This window comes from Lacinutrix salivirga (genome assembly GCF_053604675.1).
Genome location: NZ_JBSHNP010000035.1, coordinates 1 through 18,547, shown reverse-complemented (window position 1 = coordinate 18,547; position 18,547 = coordinate 1). Strand labels below are relative to the sequence as shown.

Annotated in this window: 15 protein-coding genes; 8 read left to right on the top strand and 7 right to left on the bottom strand. The window is 31.9% G+C overall.

Annotated elements, in window-relative coordinates:
- Positions 1-115: 115 nt before the first annotated feature.
- From rodA to ACVC5O_RS00595, 7 genes are all read right to left on the bottom strand, one after another.
- Positions 116-1,396, bottom strand: coding sequence for a rod shape-determining protein RodA (rodA, locus tag ACVC5O_RS00625; RefSeq protein ID WP_452219521.1), 1,281 nt, complete (start codon positions 1,394-1,396; stop codon positions 116-118).
- A 2-nt stretch (positions 1,397-1,398) separates the two neighbouring features.
- Positions 1,399-3,342, bottom strand: a complete 1,944-nt coding sequence (gene mrdA, locus ACVC5O_RS00620; protein ID WP_452219520.1) for a penicillin-binding protein 2 — start codon at positions 3,340-3,342, stop codon at positions 1,399-1,401.
- Positions 3,343-3,846 carry a rod shape-determining protein MreD gene (gene mreD / locus ACVC5O_RS00615; protein ID WP_452219519.1) on the bottom strand — a complete coding sequence of 168 codons (504 nt, stop codon included), beginning with the start codon at positions 3,844-3,846 and terminating at the stop codon, positions 3,343-3,345. It lies immediately after the preceding gene.
- On the bottom strand, positions 3,839-4,660 hold the full coding sequence (mreC, locus tag ACVC5O_RS00610) for a rod shape-determining protein MreC (protein ID WP_452219518.1): 822 nt from the start codon (positions 4,658-4,660) through the stop codon (positions 3,839-3,841). Before mreC ends, mreD begins: the two co-directional genes overlap by 8 nt.
- Positions 4,661-4,681: 21 nt before the next feature.
- Positions 4,682-5,710 (bottom strand): rod shape-determining protein, encoded by a 1,029-nt coding sequence (locus ACVC5O_RS00605; RefSeq protein WP_452219517.1) that lies wholly within the window; start codon positions 5,708-5,710, stop codon positions 4,682-4,684.
- Between the two features lie 328 nt (positions 5,711-6,038).
- Positions 6,039-7,571 (bottom strand): bifunctional phosphoribosylaminoimidazolecarboxamide formyltransferase/IMP cyclohydrolase, encoded by a 1,533-nt coding sequence (gene purH, locus ACVC5O_RS00600; RefSeq protein WP_452219516.1) that lies wholly within the window; start codon positions 7,569-7,571, stop codon positions 6,039-6,041.
- Positions 7,572-7,671: 100 nt separating this feature from the next.
- Positions 7,672-8,127: a GAF domain-containing protein gene (locus ACVC5O_RS00595; protein ID WP_452219515.1), complete on the bottom strand. Its 456-nt coding sequence runs from the start codon at positions 8,125-8,127 to the stop codon at positions 7,672-7,674.
- Between the two features lie 87 nt (positions 8,128-8,214).
- Between ACVC5O_RS00595 and xrtF the strand changes: the two genes are divergently transcribed.
- The 8 genes from xrtF (at position 8,215) to ACVC5O_RS00555 (ending at position 18,366) form a co-directional block, all read left to right on the top strand.
- A complete protein-coding gene (gene xrtF, locus ACVC5O_RS00590; protein WP_452219514.1) occupies positions 8,215-8,766 on the top strand; it encodes an exosortase family protein XrtF in 552 nt (183 codons plus the stop codon).
- Positions 8,759-9,187, top strand: a complete 429-nt coding sequence (locus tag ACVC5O_RS00585; protein WP_452219513.1) for an exosortase F system-associated membrane protein — start codon at positions 8,759-8,761, stop codon at positions 9,185-9,187. The genes xrtF and ACVC5O_RS00585 overlap by 8 nt, the downstream gene beginning before the upstream one ends.
- Before the next feature lie 51 nt (positions 9,188-9,238).
- Positions 9,239-9,652 carry an HYC_CC_PP family protein gene (locus ACVC5O_RS00580; protein WP_452219512.1) on the top strand — a complete coding sequence of 138 codons (414 nt, stop codon included), beginning with the start codon at positions 9,239-9,241 and terminating at the stop codon, positions 9,650-9,652.
- A 69-nt stretch (positions 9,653-9,721) separates the two neighbouring features.
- Positions 9,722-10,447 (top strand): heavy-metal-associated domain-containing protein, encoded by a 726-nt coding sequence (locus ACVC5O_RS00575; protein WP_452219511.1) that lies wholly within the window; start codon positions 9,722-9,724, stop codon positions 10,445-10,447.
- A gap of 1 nt (position 10,448) precedes the next feature.
- A complete protein-coding gene (locus ACVC5O_RS00570) occupies positions 10,449-12,689 on the top strand; it encodes a TonB-dependent receptor (protein WP_452219510.1) in 2,241 nt (746 codons plus the stop codon).
- A 19-nt stretch (positions 12,690-12,708) separates the two neighbouring features.
- The gene (locus ACVC5O_RS00565; protein ID WP_452219509.1) at positions 12,709-13,062 is read left to right on the top strand and encodes a heavy-metal-associated domain-containing protein; all 354 of its coding nucleotides are present in this window, start codon (positions 12,709-12,711) and stop codon (positions 13,060-13,062) included.
- A 293-nt stretch (positions 13,063-13,355) separates the two neighbouring features.
- Positions 13,356-17,330, top strand: a complete 3,975-nt coding sequence (locus tag ACVC5O_RS00560) for a LamG-like jellyroll fold domain-containing protein (RefSeq protein ID WP_452219508.1) — start codon at positions 13,356-13,358, stop codon at positions 17,328-17,330.
- Between the two features lie 223 nt (positions 17,331-17,553).
- Positions 17,554-18,366, top strand: a complete 813-nt coding sequence (locus ACVC5O_RS00555; protein WP_452219507.1) for a T9SS type A sorting domain-containing protein — start codon at positions 17,554-17,556, stop codon at positions 18,364-18,366.
- Positions 18,367-18,547 lie beyond the last annotated feature (181 nt).

The following is an 18,547-nucleotide window of genomic DNA, read 5'->3' as shown; positions in this document are numbered from 1 at the left end:
CAAATGAAAATTCCAAAATAACTTCAGGTTAAACCCTTAGAATTTTTCAACTGAAAAATCTAATTATTAGTATTAGTTTATTTCTAGTATTTATTAATTAAAAGCACTCCAGATTTTACCACTCGTTAATTCGGTTAGAGTCTAATTTTATAAAAATAAACAGTAAAATAGTAAAACCCCAAAGTCCTGAGCCACCATAACTAAAAAAGGGTAGAGGTATGCCAATTGTTGGGATGAGTCCCATAACCATTCCTATATTTATTAAAAAATGAAAGAATAAAATGGAAGCTACCGAATAGCCATAAACACGACTGAACTGGGATTTTTGCAATTCGGCCAAATGAAGAATTCTAAGCATTAAAAATACAAAAGCAATAACCGTTAAGGAAGTGCCAATAAAACCCCATTCTTCGCCAACAGTGCTAAATATATAATCTGTGTGTTGTTCTGGTACAAATTTACCAGTAGTTCGAGTACCTTCCATAAACCCTCTTCCTTTAAAACCACCAGAGCTAATTGCTTTTTCAGATTCGTTAAGGTTATAGGCAATGGTCTTTTTCATTTTCTCCAGTTTTACTGGGTCTTTTTCTAGACTTAGCCAAATGGTAATTCTGTCTTTTTGATGAAAAGGTAAAATATTATTATAAAAAAACGTTACGCCAAAAGATATGGCTAAAGCCATAATAGTTAAAAAAACAGATTTTAGTAAAGGTGGTTTTTTCTTTCGTGTAAAATGGTAAGTAAAAATAATTACAGCACTTATAATTACAGTAATTAGTACTCCAAATTTTAGTGCAGAAAGCGATAAAAACACAATAAATGCAATCACAAAAAGATATAGTTTTGGTAATCCTTCTCTATATAAAACAAAGAAAAAAGCACCATAAGCTAACGCGCTTCCAGCATCTGGTTGTAATAAAATTAAAAATGCTGGTATTAGTATTATCGCAAAGGTTTTAAGCTGGTCTTTAAAAATATTAATGTCTGTATTTAAATCACTAACATATTTTGCGACGGCTAAGGCTGTTGCTGCTTTAGCAAATTCTCCAGGCTGTAAGGTCATGCTGCCAATGCCATACCAAGAGGTTGCTCCATTAACATTTTTGCCTAAACCAATTAGAAGTCCAACCAAAGAAAGCATAGAGAGTATATAAATAATGCTCGAAAACCGCTCGTAAAATTTAGCGTCAATGGCTAGTATAAGTACAATTAAACCTATAGTAAATATAATATATAATAGTTGCTTACCATAAGGTTGAGACAAATCTAAATAACTAGTGATGTCTCCTGTATGCGAAGCAGATATTATGTTTATCCACCCAAAAGCAACTAATAAGAAAAACAAAATAATGCTTATCCAATCAAATTTAAAGTAACGATCTGTTTGTCTATACATTTTTAAAGCGGAATAGTATTTTGGGAGTTATTAGTTGGTATTGACTCTTCTGCTTCTTCTTCTAGAGGAATAACCTGTAATTGTGTTTCTCTATTAATTTTAAATGGTTCGCCAGAATGTGGTTTTTTGTATTCGTTTTCTAAACTGTGTGTTAGAATCCAACGTTCTAAATCTGTCCTAGAGATTTCTCCTTTAATATATTTTTCAATCATTAAACTGGCAATTCTCCCTGCAAAACGACTTCCCCAATATCCATTTTCTACAAACACTGCAATAGCAATTTTTGGGTTATTTCTTGGTGCAAAAGCCACAAAAATAGAGTGGTCTGTTAATTGGGTTTTTACACCATCTATTATAACAAAGTTTTCTGCAGTTCCTGTTTTGCCGCATATTTCAATATCTTTTACTTGCAAAGATTTTGCGGTTCCTTTATTATACACATCAAACAGCCCTTCTATTACAGGGTCAAAATGTGCTTTATCTATAGTTGTATATTTTGGTGTTGTGTAATTAGGATCTATAGTTTCGCCTTCTATAGATTTTATAATGTGTGGTGTATAAAAATAGCCTCTGTTAGCAATAGCTGCAATCATATTAGCTAATTGGATTGGAGTGGCTTCGACTTCACCTTGACCAATAGCATTAGAGATGTTGTAAGTAGAAGCCCAACGGTTTTTACCATACCATTTATCGTAAAAATCTCCATCAGGAATTCTGCCAGGTCGTCCTACTTTTAAATCGTAACCTAAAAAATTACCTAATCCAAAACTTTTTGCATGATCGCTCCAAACATTAAGTCCTTGAGAAGGCTTATCGTATTTTTCCACAATACGTCTGTAAACATTTGCAAAATAAGCATTACAAGATTCGTAAATTCCTAAATTCATGTTTACAGGGTTTCTGTGACTATGGCAACCAGTTAGTTTTTTACTACCATAATAATAGCCTAATTTGCAACTAAATTGATCTTGAGTAGTCACAACATCTTCTTGTAAACCAATTAATGCGTTAATAACTTTAAATGGTGAGCCTGGAGGATATTGCGCAAGCAAACCTCTGTTAAATAAAGGTTTAGCAATGGAGTCGTAATGCAATTTGCTGTAATTTTTAGATCGATTTCTACCTACAAGTAAATTAGGGTCGTAATTAGGTGCAGAAACCATAGCGAGTATTTCGCCAGAGCTAGGTTCTATAGCAATTATGCCACCTCTTTTGTGTTTCATTAATTGCTCGCCATATTCTTGTAAAGTAGCATCAATAGTAATGGTAATATCTTTTCCAGGCTGTGGTAGCGTATCGTAAACACCTCCTTTATAAGGACCAATGTTTCGGTTAAATCTATCTTTTTGTATAAATTTAATGCCTTTTACGCCTCGTAAAATCTCTTCGTAAGAAGCTTCAACGCCTTCTTTGCCTATTAAATCTCCCATTCTGTAATAGGGATTTTTTTTAATTAAAGCCTGATTGACTTCTCCAATATCGCCAAGTACGTTGGCTCCCATTTTAGTTTCGTATTGTCTAAGCGATCGTTTTTGAATGTAAAAACCATCGAATTTTCGCATTTTTTCTTGTAAAACAGCATAGTCTTCTTTAGATAAATGCGAAACAAAAACCGAAGGTAAACGTGGAGAATACGTATAGGCTTTATTGTATTTTTTTAAAAATTGTGGCTTGTCTATTTTTAGGAGGTTACAAAACTCTAAAGTGTCTAGAGGCTCTACTTCGCGTGGAATTATCATGACATCGTAAGAGGGTTGGTTGCTTACTAAAAGCTTTCCGTTTCGGTCGTAAACATAACCTCTTTTTGGGTAATCAAAAACTTTTCTAATCGCATTATCTTCATACAAATTGTTTGATGTTGCAGTATATACTTGTAAATAGAAAAGTCTTCCAATAAAAAGAATACCAACAAATAGGATTGAAAAGAAAAGTAGAAATTGTCTCATTTATTTTTTTCTGCTGAAAATTATTGTAAATAGCAAACACAATAAAATAGTAAAAATACTAGAGAATAACGTTTTTTGTAAGACCAAAAGTATTTTAGAAAAGTTAAAAATTTCTAAGAGAAACAATATTAAATGATGAATAACCACTAAAATTGAAATGTAGGTTGCACGAGTGCCAAAATCGATGTTGCCAAATTTTATAGTTTGGTGTTCGTACAATGCTCCAAAAGAGAATTTTAAAACCGCAGGTCTAATAAATGCGATTGTTACAGAAGCTGCAGCATGCATACCTCCAGAATCCGAGAATATATCTATAATTAAGCCTATAAGAAATCCTAAAAAGATAATAAGCATTCTATTATTTTTTACAGGAAAAAGTATAATAAATAAGATGTAGATGTATGGATTTACAAAACCCAAAAAATTAATATGATTAAATATTAAAACCTGCGCTAAAGCAAGAATAAAAAAGCGCGCTATGTTGGCAGATACAATGCTATTCATTCTTTTGGTTTAAAAGTGATTCAATAGCTTTTTTATCTGTGTTTTGTATGATATAAACATGTTCTATATTGGTCATATCATTAAATAGCTTAACATCTATTTGGTAAAAATTTTTGGCTTGGTCTAAGTTAAAACTACCAATTGTACCAATAGGAATCCCTTTTGGGAAAATAGCAGAGCGACCTGAGGTTATTATGGTGTCGCCTATTTTTACTGGTGCTTTTTGAGGGATTTCTGTTAGTTGTACAAATTCTGGAGAGTTACTATTCCAAATTAATGAACCAAAATGGTTTGTGTGTTTTAATTGCGCACTAATTCTACTTGTGGTATTTAAAATAGAAATAACAGTTGTAAATTTAGAGTTGCTATTATCTGTAATACCAATGAGTCCTTTAGAGCTTATAACCCCAAAATCTTCGGTTATACTATCTCTTTTTCCTCTGTTAAGTAATAACACATTGTCTGGCAAAGCATAGCTGTTTTTAATAACTCTAGCAGGTGTAAATTTATAGGGTTTATTAAAAGACGTGCTGTCTAAATAGGTTTTGGAGTTGTTAAAATTGGTATTGTATAGAAGCGATTTTAGCTCGTTATTTTCTTGTTGTAAGAGTTGGTTTTGTTCTTTTAAACCAAAATAACTACTTACGGAGTTTGAGGTGTTATAAATACCACCAGTTAAAAAATTGGCCGAATTTATAAATCTACTTTTATGGTAGCTATGCGATTGGATAGTAAATAATAAAGAAATAGAAAACAGCAACAGAAATAACAAAAAGGTTTTGTTACGAATAATAAAGTTTACTATTTGTTGCATGAGTTAATTGATTTCTGCTATTTACTTAATCAATATGCTTTTGTATTTAGTAAGGTTTTTTAGCGTAATTCCTGTACCACGAACTACAGCACGTAAAGGATCTTCTGCAATATAAACAGGTAAATCTGTTTTTTGAGATAAACGCTTATCTAAACCTCTAAGCATAGAACCTCCACCTGCTAAATAAATACCAGTATTATAAATATCTGCAGCTAATTCTGGTGGTGTTTGCGATAAGGTTTCCATTACAGCATCTTCAATACGTAAAATAGATTTATCTAATGCTTTTGCAATTTCTCTATAGGAAATTTGCACTTGTTTAGGTTTACCTGTAAGTAAGTCACGACCTTGAACACTCATATCTTCTGGTGGTAAATCTAAATCTTCAGTAGCAGCACCAATCTGGATTTTAATTTTTTCAGCAGTACGTTCACCAACATATAAATTATGTTGTGTTCGCATATAATATACAATATCATTTGTAAACACATCACCTGCAATTTTAACAGATTTGTCACAAACAATACCACCTAGAGCAATCACAGCAATTTCTGTTGTACCACCTCCAATATCTACAATCATGTTTCCTTTTGGTTGCATAATATCTACACCAATACCAATAGCAGCAGCCATTGGCTCGTGTATTAAATAGACCTCTTTGGCATTTACACGCTCTGCACTTTCTTTAACAGCACGCATTTCTACTTCGGTAATTCCCGAAGGAATACAAATTACCATTCGTAAAGCAGGCGTAAATAATTTCTTTTTAAGTGCAGGAATATTTTTAATAAACAAACTAATCATTTGCTCCGAAGCATCAAAATCTGCAATTACACCATCTTTAAGTGGTCTAATAGTTTTAATATTTTCGTGTGTTTTACCTTGCATCATATTGGCTTCTTGACCAACTGCAATGATTTTTCCTGTAATTCTGTCTCTAGCAACTATAGATGGAGCATCGACAACAACTTTGTCGTTATGAATAATTAATGTGTTGGCAGTCCCTAAATCTATTGCGATTTCTTCTGTCAGGAAATCAAAAAATCCCATGCGTTATTGTGAAATTATGTGTGTTAAAAAAATAATCTTGTAAAGGTAATAAAACTACAGAAAAAAAGTAATGTTAACGACTAATGTTATCATAATTTTTTAAAACTGAATAGTATAGGATTGAGAACTTAAATTTTACAGTTTTATTTTAAATTGAAAAACAAAAAGCTAAAAAAAGCTTCAGTAATTAAACTGAAGCTTTTTAGAATTGATTTATAATCTTCGATACTAATTCTTTTTGAAAGGAAAATTCTTCACAATGTCATTAAGAGCGTAGCGAAAAATCTATTTTAAAATTTTTAAAATATGATTCCCAATTTCTTAGGATTTAATGCTTAAAATGACGAGTGCCAGTAAACACCATTGCCATATTGTTAGCATTACAATAATCAATGCTTAGTTGGTCTTTAATTGAGCCTCCTGGTTGGATTACTGCAGTAATTCCTGCTTTGTCTGCAATTTCCACACAGTCCGGAAATGGGAAAAAGGCATCACTAGCCATAACGCTTCCTTTTAAATCAAATTTAAACGATTGTGCTTTATGTATGGCTTGGTTTAAAGCATCTACACGGCTTGTTTGTCCTGTTCCACTAGCACAAAGTTGCTTGTTTTTTACTAAAACGATAGTATTAGATTTGGTGTGTTTGCAAATTTTGGATGCAAAAATTAAATCATCTAATTCCTCGTTTGTAGCTGCTTTGGTTGTTGCTGTTTTAAGATCTTCTTTTTGGTCCGTTTTATTATTTCTATCTTGAACTAACACACCATTTAAGCATGTTCTTACTGAAGATTGAGCAAGTTCTGCATCTTTAAGCACTAATAAAATTCGATTCTTTTTTCCTTTTAAAACTGCTTCAGCTTCAGTTGTAAACGAAGGTGCAATTACAACCTCACAAAATAGTTTGTGAATCTCTTCGGCTGTAGCCAAATCAATTTCAGAATTAGCAATTAAAACGCCTCCAAAAGCAGAAACTGGATCACCAGCTAAAGCATCTGTATAGGCTTGGTGTACTGTGTTTCGCTGTGCAAAACCACAAGCGTTATTGTGTTTTAAAATGGCAAAAGTTGGTGCTTCGCCTTTAAATTCGTGCATTAAATTTACTGCTGCATCAACATCTAAAAGGTTGTTGTAACTTAATTCTTTGCCGTGTAATTGCGTAAATATAGCATCAAAATCACCAAAGAAAAAGCCTTTTTGATGAGGGTTTTCGCCATAGCGTAATACTTTACCATTAGTTTCAGAAACTTTCAATGCAGCAATATCATGATTGGTATTAAAATAATTAAATATAGCCGAATCGTAATGAGAAGAGACATTAAAGGCTTTGGCAGCAAAATGTTTTCTGTCGTTTTCAGATAAATTTCCTTTTTTGTCTGTAATTAACTCTAAAAACTCAGAGTAATCATCGACAGACGATACGCAAATAACATCGGCATAATTTTTTGCTGCTGCACGTATAAGTGAAATACCACCAATATCTATTTTCTCAATAATATCTTGGTTGCTGGCTCCAGAGGCTACGGTTTTTTCAAAAGGGTATAAATCTACAATAACAACATCTATTTGCGGTATGTTATATTCTGCAAGTTCTGCAACGTCACCTTCGTTATTTTGTCGGTTTAAAATACCTCCAAACACTTTTGGATGTAATGTTTTTACGCGTCCACCTAAAATAGAAGGATAAGAAGTTATGTCTTCAACAGGAACGACATTTATGCCTAAATCAGTTATAAATTTTTCGGTGCCACCAGTAGAATAAATAGTAACGCCTTGTTTATCTAGTTCTTTAACAATTGGTTCTAAACCCTCTTTGCTAAATACCGAAATTAATGCAGATTTAATTGTTTTGTTATTGCTCATTAGTAGTTGTGTTAATAAGCATACAAATGTAGCAAATTGACATTTTTTAGAGACTAAAAAAAAGTGCTACTTTTTAACTAAAAGCGCTAGTTATTAACAACTAAAGTATTTTGGACACTTGACTGCAAACAAACTCTAAAAAGCGCTCATCTTTTTCTGTAAATGGATCTGGAGTATTAGAGTCTATATCTATTTGTCCAATATTTTCTCCATTTACAAAAATCGGGATTACAATTTCTGCCTTTACAGTTATACTGCAAGCAATGTAATTGTCTTGTGCTGTTACGTCTGGAACCACAAAATTTTTATTACTCACAGCAACTTGTCCGCAAATACCTTTACCAAAAGGGATTATTGTGTGGTCTGTTGGTTCACCAACGTAAGGTCCAAGTTTTAATTCGTTTTTATTGCCATTTTTAAAATAGAAACCAACCCAATTGTAATGTGTTATGTTTTTTTCTAACACGTCGCATATTTTTAGTAAACGGTCGTTAATAGCTGTATCAGCCTGGCTAATAATAGTTTCTATTTGAGGTTTGAGGCTTTCAAAAATCATGAGCTAAAAATTTTTCGTAAATGTATTTAAAAAGCTGTAATTTCAGCCTTTAGTTTTTATTATTTTTAACTAAAATAAACCATTTAATTGAAAGAATTAATTTTAAAATATAAATCTGTAATTCGTTTTATCATCACATTTTTGATGGTGTATGGCGTGTTAATTTTTTCGTATAAGTTATATTTAGATTATAGTGATGGCTCTAAGTATTATCCAGACTATTTTACAAATCTTGTCGCGCAACAAAGTCAAAATTTGCTCGAAACCATTGGTTACAATACAGCTGTAATGCCTCATCCTGATGAGCCATCGATGAAATTGGTGGTAAGAGGAAAATACATAGCAAGAGTGATTGAGGGTTGTAATGCAATTAGTATCATTATTTTGTTTTTGTCTTTTATCATTGCATTTAGAGGCAAATTAAAAACAACTATTTTTTATATTTTATCTGGTAGCGTGTTAATTTATATAGTAAATTTATTTAGGATTGTAATACTTTCTGTTGGTTTATACCATTATCCTTGGAGGCGCGAGTTTTTGCATACTGTTGTTTTTCCAGCAATTATTTATGGTATGGTGTTTTTGCTTTGGATGTTTTGGGTAAATAGATTCTCTAAATTAAATAAAAAGAATGACTAAATATTTAAAATATTTATGGATTTTTTTACTGTTTTTAGCACTTGTAGCAATTCGGTTTTTTGAGAACGAATTGTTTTACGATCCTTACCTTTTATTTTTTAAAAACGATTATTTATATATAGATTCTCCAAGACGCGAAGTTTTAAAATTGGTTAGCTACACGTCTTTAAGATATGTATTAAATTCTTTACTTTCTATAGCAATACTTTATGCCTTTTTTAAAGATAAAAGTATTGTAAAGTTTTCGGCTTTAGTTTACGTGTTAGCTTTTGTAATACTTATAGCGTTGTATTTATACTTTGTTTTAAATCCTCAACAAGAACATTATTATATCTTTTTTAATATTAGACGCTTTTTAATTCAGCCTTTACTTTTAATCCTTTTATTGCCAGCATTTTATTATCAGAGGTTAAAAAGTTAATAATTTTTTAAAATGAGCTTAGAGTGAGTATAATTATTTACTTTTGTAATTGTGATAAAAATTATATTACATAAAGGTATTTCTTCACTCATGGCTTTAATAGTCTTGTTTTCTACAATTTCTATAACTGTAGAAAAGCATTTTTGTGGAGATACTTTAGTAGATGTTGCTTACTTTACTACTGTTGAAGGCTGCGAAGAGGAGGTTGTGTCTAAGGACTCTAAAACCAAGATTCTTAAATCATGTTGTAAAGAAGAGATTGAAGTCTTAAAAGAACAAAGCAAACTAGAAACTCTTGTTTTTAACGACTTAGATACAGAACAGCAACTGTTTATCACCAGTTTTGCGTATTCCTATATTAATCTTTTTGAAGGCTTATCAGAACAGATTATACCTCATAAAAATTATTCACCACCCAATTTAGTTGAAGATATACAGCTTTTAGACGCTGTTTTTATTATTTGATAATTATTTTTTTAAACACACCCTTCGCTTAAGCGAAATTTTTTTAAAATAGTTATTAAATAATATATTATGTTACACACTTATACAGTTACAGGCATGACCTGTAATAATTGTAAAGCTTCCGTAGAAAAACATTTAAAAGCTTTACCAAACATTACTAACGCAACAGTAAATCTTGATGCTTCTGAAGTTACTTTAGAAATGTCTCAACATGTTAAAACTAAAGCCTTACAAGAGGCATTACCAGAAAAATATACGCTTTCTGAAAAGGAAGAAAAAAACGTTTTTTCATCTGTTGAGCCAGAGGAAGAAAAAACGGTAATGCAACAATTATTCCCACTCTTTCTTATCTTGTTTTTTATAACAGGAGCTTCAGTATTGTTAAACTATAAACCATGGGATTTTAATGGATTTATGTTTGATTATATGGGACTATTTTATGTGGTTTTTAGCTTTTTTAAGTTTTTAGATTTAAAGGGTTTTCCAGAGTCCTTTAAAATGTACGATCCTTTAGCCAAAGCAATTCCAGCCTATGGATTTGTCTATCCTTTTATAGAATTAGCACTTGGACTATTGTTTTTAATGCGTATTCAAATTCCTTTAGCATTAATTGTCACTCTAATAATTTTAGGAATTACCACTTATGGTGTTACCAAAACACTATTAGACAAAAAAGCTATACAGTGTGCCTGTTTAGGTACAGCCTTAAAATTGCCAATGACTAAAGCAACCTTTATTGAAAACAGTATAATGATTGTTATGGCTGTTATAATGTTAATTAATACCTACAATTAATATGAAATCAGCACTATATATCCTATTATTAATACCTTTTTTAATGTTTTCTCAAGAAGAGATTAAAGGTCAGATATTAGAAGAAACTACTGATAACGATACAGTAGAATTAGCAGGAGCTAACGTATATTGGTTAAATACAACTATAGGAACTGTAACCGATTTTGATGGTAAGTTTGCTTTACCCTATAAAGAAGATTATAAAAAGCTTGTGATTAGTTATGTAGGTTTTAAATCAGATACTTTAAATATTAGTAGTAACAAAGCCATTACTCACACTCTAAAACCTACAAGTAGCTTAGATGAAGTGACTGTGGTGTCTCGTAAAAAAGCAACCACAAAATCCTATCTAAATGCCGAAAACACGCTCTTTGTGAGTAGCGAAGAATTACTTAAAGCAGCCTGTTGTAATCTCTCAGAAAGTTTTGAAACTAATCCATCCATCGATGTGAACTTTGCAGATGCTGTTACTGGTACACGCCAAATAAAAATGTTAGGATTAACAAGTCCATACATATTAATCGCTATGGAAAACATTCCAACTGTAAGAGGTGCAGCACAAGCTTATGGCTTAAGCTTTACACCAGGAACTTGGGTAGAAAGCATACAAATTACAAAAGGTGCAGGAAGCGTAGTAAATGGTTACGAAAGTATTGCAGGACAAATAAATGCAGAACTTCAAAAACCAACTACAGACGATAAGTTATTCGTTAACTTTTATGCAGGAAGCAATGAACGATTAGAGTTAAATACGCATATAAATACAAAAGTGTCTGATAAATGGAGTACAGGTTTGTATCTACACGGAAATACGCATAATAAAGAGCACGATGTAAACAACGATGGATTTTTAGACATGCCCAAATACAACCAAATAAATGTTATGAATCGTTGGCAATATACCAATCCAGAAAAAGGCTTTGTAAGCTTTTTTAATGTTAGATATTTAAATGATGAAAAACAAACTGGCGAATTAGACTTTGATCCTAAAACAGATAAGCTAACAACTAATAATTGGGGAAGCGAAATCAATACCAAGCGTTTTGATATTTCTGGAAAATTAGGTTACGTTAATCCAGAAATTCCATGGCAAAGTGTTGGATTTCAGTTTGCTTATAGTAACCACCAACAAGACTCATATTTTGGCTTAAATACATACGATATAGACCACAATAGTATCTATTCTAATGTAATATACAACTCCATAATAAGTGACTCTAGACATAAAATAAAAACAGGATTAAGCTTTACTTACGATAGGTATGATGAAGCCGTGATTTTAAACAATTATAAACGTACAGATAATTCTGTAGGTGCTTTTTTTGAATATGCCTTTGATAATTTAGATAACCTAAATGTTACAGCTGGTTTGCGTGTAGATAATCATAATAGATTAGGGACCTTTGTAACACCAAGATTGCATGCAAGATATACGCCTTGGGAAAAATCGGCATTGCGATTTTCGTTTGGAAGAGGAAAAAGAACAGCCAATATTTTTGCAGAAAATCAAAACATTTTTGCAACATCTAGAACAATAAATATTTTAAATACTAATGGAGATATTTACGGTTTAGATCCAGAAATAGCCTGGAACTATGGTGTCTCTTTTTTACAAGGCTTTAATCTTTTTGGAAGACGAGGAGATGTCGCTGTAGATTTTTACAGAACAGACTTTAAAAACGAAATAGTTGTAGATTGGGAAAACCCTCAGGAATTAAATTTTTATAATTTAGAAGGTGATAGTTTTGCTAATAGTTTTCAAACAGAAATTAATTACGAACCCTTTAATCATTTCGATATTCGTATGGCATATAAGCTTTATGATGTTAAAACAGATTATGTATCTGGTAAGCTCGAAAAACCATTAACACCAAAACATCGTATATTTGCAAATGCTTCTTTTGAAACTCATAAGCCTGAAGGAGAAGCTAAACAATGGAAGTTTGATGTTACCTATAATTGGTTAAGCGCTCAACGTTATGCTTCAACACAAAGCAATTCAATACAGTATCAATTACCAGAGAAAACACCAACATTAGGCACCTTTAATGCACAAATTACTAAAGTGTTTTCAGATAAATTTGAAATATATGTAGGAGGAGAAAATATAACTAACGTGAGACAGGATAACCCAATTTTAGGAGCAGATAATCCTTTTGGCTCAAATTTTGATACTACGTTTGTATATGGACCAATATTTGGTAGTATGTACTATACAGGATTACGATATAAAATTAATTAAAAATTTAAAATTAAAACTCATGAAAAATGTATTATTTGTATTAGTTCTATTATTTACTTCATTAACATTTGCTCAAAATAAAAATGCAAGAGCATCTTTAGAAGTAGATGGTGTGTGCTTAATGTGTAAAGATCGAATTGAGAAAGCTTCAATTAAAACTAAAGGAGTTAAAAGCGCCATTTGGAATGTAAAGACTCACGAATTAAAATTAATTTACGACGAACGTAAAACAAATTTAGAGGCTATTAGTAAAAGTATTGCTTCGGTAGGACATGATACCAAAGAAATTAAAGCAACAGATGAAGCTTATAATAGTATTCATGCCTGCTGTAAATATAGAAATGACGAAGTGATTGAAGATCATAAAAATTAGTGTTGATATAGTCGAATAACACTAGTTTACTAATAGATTCGAATTATAACACCAAATAAATTAATTTTTTTGATAGAATTTTCTAATAATTATTTCTAACAAATTCAAAATCATCTAATTAATTTATTTGGTTAATTAAAAAATAAGAGTATATTTGTTCACTTAATCGATAAAAATGACGTTTAGTCTATTTTTTAGATTGAGATAAGGGAATAAAATATAAATTTCAACAATGTTATTTTACTTTGTTCCCAGACAGGTAAATGCTATTGCCCAAATTAAAACCTTAACCTATGAAAACCTCAAATGTATTTTGTGCTGCACTTTTGTGTACACTCTTATTTGTAATTCCAATTCAAACTTTCTCTCAAACAGTAGATTCGGATAACGATACTGTTAAAGATTTTTTTGATGTAGATGATGATAATGATGGCCTTCTGGATACCACAGAATGTCCTGTCATTGCAGGCGCTGCATCTCCACAAAGTGATAATATTATTTGGACTAAAAATGGATATCATGTTTATACCATTGCTTCTAATACTAATGGATTAGGATACCAAGAGTCCGGATTTCAACAAAAAGTATTAAGTAAAGGTCAGCCATTAACTGTTTTAAATGGTTTAACAGACTTCTCCTTTCCTGCGAGTTCATCAATTCCAGGTAGTGCAACTAGTAGTGTTGGTACTTTTGCAAACGGTACGTTAACTTACGAGCACAATTATTCCTATAGATCCTATGAGATTCATCAATTTAGAGTAACAACTGCAGGAGGCTTTACTTCTGGTTCTGGACCATCTAGTGGTGTTTATATATATCCAGAAGTTGGAAATCGAACAGGAGACTACTACACAGCAACTATTAATTTTACTGAGCCTGTGGCTTCTTTTAGTTTTGACTTTGTAGATATTTTTGATACCAATAATGATGGTGCAACAATGAATTACGAAGTCTATGCAGATGGAAATCTTATAGCCTATTTTAGTGATAATTATATTGGAGATGATGCCGTTGGTAATATCGATTTATTTGATGCTGATGGTGTATTTAAAGGTTCTGTGCAAGCTGGTCAAAATAGAGAAAACACAATTGGCTTTGTTACAGACGATGTGGTAAGTCAGGTTATGATTAGGCATATAGCTGTTGCAGGGAATTTAGCATCCTCAACTCACGATCCTCATGGAATAGACTCTTTTGCCTACAGTTTTAGATGTACGCCACAAATTGATATTGATGTGGATAATGACGGAATACCAGATAATATTGAAGGGCAACCAACAACAACTTATGCAGCACCAAGTGGATCTGTGCATACTACTGGAGCCTTAAGAGGATTATATACAAATTATGGAACCGGAATTATTCCTGAAGATACAGATGGAGATTCAACACCAGATTACTTAGATACAGATTCAGACGCAGACGGAATTCCTGATATTAGAGAAAACGGAATGGCAAACACTGCCTCTGCTACAGATACAGATAACGATGGTTTATCTAATACGTTTGAAGGGTCAAATAATAACGATCCTTACGATTCAAACGATGAGATTAACGATCCAAATGATTTGTCTATTTTACCAGATACAGATGGCGATTTAACATTAGGTGGTGATTTGGATTATAGAGATGGATTAGATGTGTTTATACCCAACGCAACTTTAGATTTTGATGGAGTAGATGATGTTGTAAGATCTGGTGATATAATGGATTTTAGAAACGAGAGTTTTACCATGTCTGCTTGGGTGAAAATGGATGTTACTACAGGAGATCGTGCTATAATGGGAAGAGCTTTTGGAGGAGGAGGTAATGCAGCAAGACGTGGCGTTGCTGTAGAAGCAAGAGGAGGTAATGCTACTCATGCTAAACTATGTTTAGTAATTTATAGAGGTAATGCTCTAAGGTTAGTAGCAACCTCAGACCGATTACTACCTCGTAACGAATGGGCTCATGTAACCGCAACCTACAATGGTTCTACAGTTAATTTATATGTAAATGGTAAGCTTGAAAAAACACAAAATGTACCAAATTCTGAATTTAGAAGTGTTTCAGGTATAGACTTTACAATTGGTGCAATTTTTAACAGAGATGGAACAGCAATGAATAATCATTTTGATGGAGCAATAGACGAAGTTAGAGTGTTTAGAAAAGCTTTAACTAGCGAGCAAATTCAACAAATGGTGTATCAAGAAATTGAGCAAAACGGAGCAGATGTAAAAGGTGTTGTTTTACCAAAAGATATTAAAGATAATGCTTCTGGAACAAAAGTAGCTTGGTCAGATTTAAGAGCCTATTATCCTATGACTAATATAGTGACTTCGCAAACCGAAGATCATTCTGGTAATGGCAATGTTGCAAAATTATTTAACATTACTACCTTACAAGAGCAGACAGCTCCAATGCCTTACGAAACTTCAAATAATGGTGCATGGACAAACCAAAACACATGGTTACATGGTAATGTTTGGGATATTGAGGATGTTGCTAATAATAAAGATTGGGCTATTGTTAAAATTAACGATAATATTACTACTAATGCTAGTCACACACATTTAGGATTAATTGTAGAGCCTAATAAAAGACTTAGGGTTAATGGAAATAATGAGATTGGCAATACTTGGTATCTAGAACTTAATGGTACTCTAGATTTGCAAAATGATTCTCAATTAGTGCAAAACGAAACAAGTGATTTAGTCACTTCTTCAACAGGAAAAATATTAAGAAGACAAGAAGGATTAAGTAATGTTTTTAGGTATAACTATTGGAGTTCTCCAATTGGTACAACAGCTGCAAGTAGTTTAAGTGATAACAATTCAGCATTTAATAATACCAATAATACTAGTTATAGATTAAATATGTTAAAGGAAGCTTCAGGAAATATACAGTTTACAAGTAGCTTTAGTCCTCCTGCAACAACACCAGCAACATTAAGTACTCGTTGGTTATATATTTATCAAAGTGGAGTAAGCTATTACCATTGGGATCAAATTACACCTAGTACATCTATTCCTGTGGGAGTTGGTTATTCTCAAAAAGGAACAGGCCTTGGAGGAGGAGACTTCCAATATGTATTTGAAGGAAAACCTAATAACGGAACAATACTAATAGATGCTACAGACACTGGAGGACCAGGATCTGTTGGAGGTTCTACTAAAACCGAATATTTAGTAGGAAACCCTTATCCTTCTGCAATAGATGCACATACGTTTATAGACGATAACGCATCAGTTAGTGGAGGAGCAATTTACCTGTGGGAGCAATGGGCTGGAGAGAGCCACTATTTGGATGAGTATGAAGGTGGTTATGCAACACTAAATAAATTAGGAAAAGTAAGAGCTTATCAATTTGTAGGCTTGGATGGAGCAAACAATGGGTCGCAAGATGGTACTAAAACACCAACACGTTTTATACCTGTTGGACAAGGATTTATGACCGAAATTGTTGCCAATGGAGACATTGAGTTTAATAATGGGCAACGTGTATTTAAACGAGAAGATTTAGGTGAATCTGTGTTTTTTAGAACTACTAATCAAAATACAGAAGCTTCTGTAAATACTAATGAAGCAAACAGCACTATTGAATTCCAAAAAATAAAACTACAGTTTATTACGTCTAGTAATTTAAACAGAGAATTAATTTTAGGATTTAGCGATCAAACTACAGAAGGTTTTGATTATGGTTACGATGCAAGAATGGACGTATTTAATCCAAATGATTTAGCCTTAGCTTTAGAAGACGATAAAATGATTATTCAAGCGTATTCTCAAATAGAAGAAGATAAAGTTATAGATTTAGTGTTTAATGCCGATGGCAATTTAGATTATTCCATTCGTTTACTAGAAACTGAAAATATAGATAGTTCTCAAAACATTTATTTGTTAGACACGCAAGAGTCTATATACCATGATTTGATAGCAGTAGATAAATATAACTTTACATCTGAAGCTACTGACGACTCTTCGAGATTTAAATTAGTATTCACTAACGCGAATTTACTTTCTGTTAACGAATTTGAAAACGAAATAAATAGCACATTAATCTATGCCAATAATCAAGAGCATAGCTTATATATTAAAGGCTTAACAACTCATATAAATGATTTAAAAATTGTAAATATGTTAGGTCAAACTGTACAGCAATTTGGCGCTATGGATAGTCATGCTTTTGAAAACGGACAACCATTAAAAGCACTTAGTTCTGGACTATATATTGTAGAGTTGAATTTAGATAATGGAACAACTATTAGTAAAAAGATAACTTTAAAGTAAATCATTAAAAAAAAATATCTAAAAAAACCTCAGTAATTTACTGAGGTTTTTTTTTCGCTAAATTTTATTTCTGTAAGAAAAATTACTTTTTAAATGCGTTTCGTCGAAAAAATACGCTTTTAAAAGGTGTTTGTCAATTTTGTTTTTATCTTCATACTCCCAAACAAGAATAGTAACCATCCCTCATATTTAATGTATCCCTAAATTATTAAAATTTATTAATATGAAAATCTTAACCTACCTACAAAGCCTAATTTTAATTGCACTATTAGTAAATAGTACTACTATTAATGCACAAACAAAACAAAACAACCTATTACAGCAACTTAACAACAACGATTCTGAAAGGCAATCAATCGATTTTCAAATCATTAAATTAGAGTTTTCTGCTTCAGATAATTTGAGTAGAGAGTTAGTATTAGGATTCAGCGACCAAACTACAGACGGTTACGATTATGGTTACGATGCACAAATGAGTAACTTTTTCTCTAATGACTTAGCTTCTCTTTTACAAAACGATAAAATGGTTATTCAGGCTTTCGCCGAAATACAAACAGATAAACAAGTAGGATTAGTGTTAAATAGCGATGCTAATTACACCTACACTATAAGTATTAAAGAATTAGATAATATTGGAGATTCTCAGGAAATTTATCTTTACGATGCCTTGGAAAATGTAAATCATAATTTAAGAGATAGCGATTATGTTTTTACTGCAGAAGCTGGTGAAGATGCCACACGATTTAAATTAAATTTTAATAGTCAAACCTCACTTTCTGTTATAGATAATGATTTAAAAGAAACTGTTATTCGAGTGGACTCTAACAATATGTTATATATTGAAGGCCTAACTGAAACTGTAAAACACCTAAAAATATACAACATACTTGGAAAAATAGTAGAAGCGAAAACAACTATTAAAGCAGAAGTTTTAAAACAAGGTGTTTCACTTCAAAACTCTAATAAAGGAATTTATATCCTTCAACTTCAATTAGCAAACGGAAAAACTTTAGCAAAAAAAATACTGCTTAACTAAAAGAATGGATAAGCATAAAAAAAGCCTTAATGAATTTCATTAAGGCTTTTTTTATGGCTTTGTCACGTCCTGAAATAAGTTGACACAAAATCGACTTATTATGAAAAACAAAGAAACCAAAAGAGTAAAACGTACCCAACGCGATTATAATTTAGGCTTTAAATTAGCCCTTGTATCAGAG

Coding starts and splice junctions, on each gene's coding strand:
- ACVC5O_RS00560 (WP_452219508.1), top strand. CDS start 13,356: ATGAAAACCTCAAATGTATTTTGTGCTGCACTTTTGTGTACACTCTTA.
- mreD (WP_452219519.1), bottom strand. CDS start 3,846: ATGAATAGCATTGTATCTGCCAACATAGCGCGCTTTTTTATTCTTGCT.
- ACVC5O_RS00585 (WP_452219513.1), top strand. CDS start 8,759: ATGACTAAATATTTAAAATATTTATGGATTTTTTTACTGTTTTTAGCA.
- purH (WP_452219516.1), bottom strand. CDS start 7,571: ATGAGCAATAACAAAACAATTAAATCTGCATTAATTTCGGTATTTAGC.
- rodA (WP_452219521.1), bottom strand. CDS start 1,396: ATGTATAGACAAACAGATCGTTACTTTAAATTTGATTGGATAAGCATT.
- mrdA (WP_452219520.1), bottom strand. CDS start 3,342: ATGAGACAATTTCTACTTTTCTTTTCAATCCTATTTGTTGGTATTCTT.
- ACVC5O_RS00605 (WP_452219517.1), bottom strand. CDS start 5,710: ATGGGATTTTTTGATTTCCTGACAGAAGAAATCGCAATAGATTTAGGG.
- ACVC5O_RS00565 (WP_452219509.1), top strand. CDS start 12,709: ATGAAAAATGTATTATTTGTATTAGTTCTATTATTTACTTCATTAACA.
- ACVC5O_RS00595 (WP_452219515.1), bottom strand. CDS start 8,127: ATGATTTTTGAAAGCCTCAAACCTCAAATAGAAACTATTATTAGCCAG.
- ACVC5O_RS00575 (WP_452219511.1), top strand. CDS start 9,722: ATGTTACACACTTATACAGTTACAGGCATGACCTGTAATAATTGTAAA.
- mreC (WP_452219518.1), bottom strand. CDS start 4,660: ATGCAACAAATAGTAAACTTTATTATTCGTAACAAAACCTTTTTGTTA.
- ACVC5O_RS00570 (WP_452219510.1), top strand. CDS start 10,449: ATGAAATCAGCACTATATATCCTATTATTAATACCTTTTTTAATGTTT.
- ACVC5O_RS00555 (WP_452219507.1), top strand. CDS start 17,554: ATGAAAATCTTAACCTACCTACAAAGCCTAATTTTAATTGCACTATTA.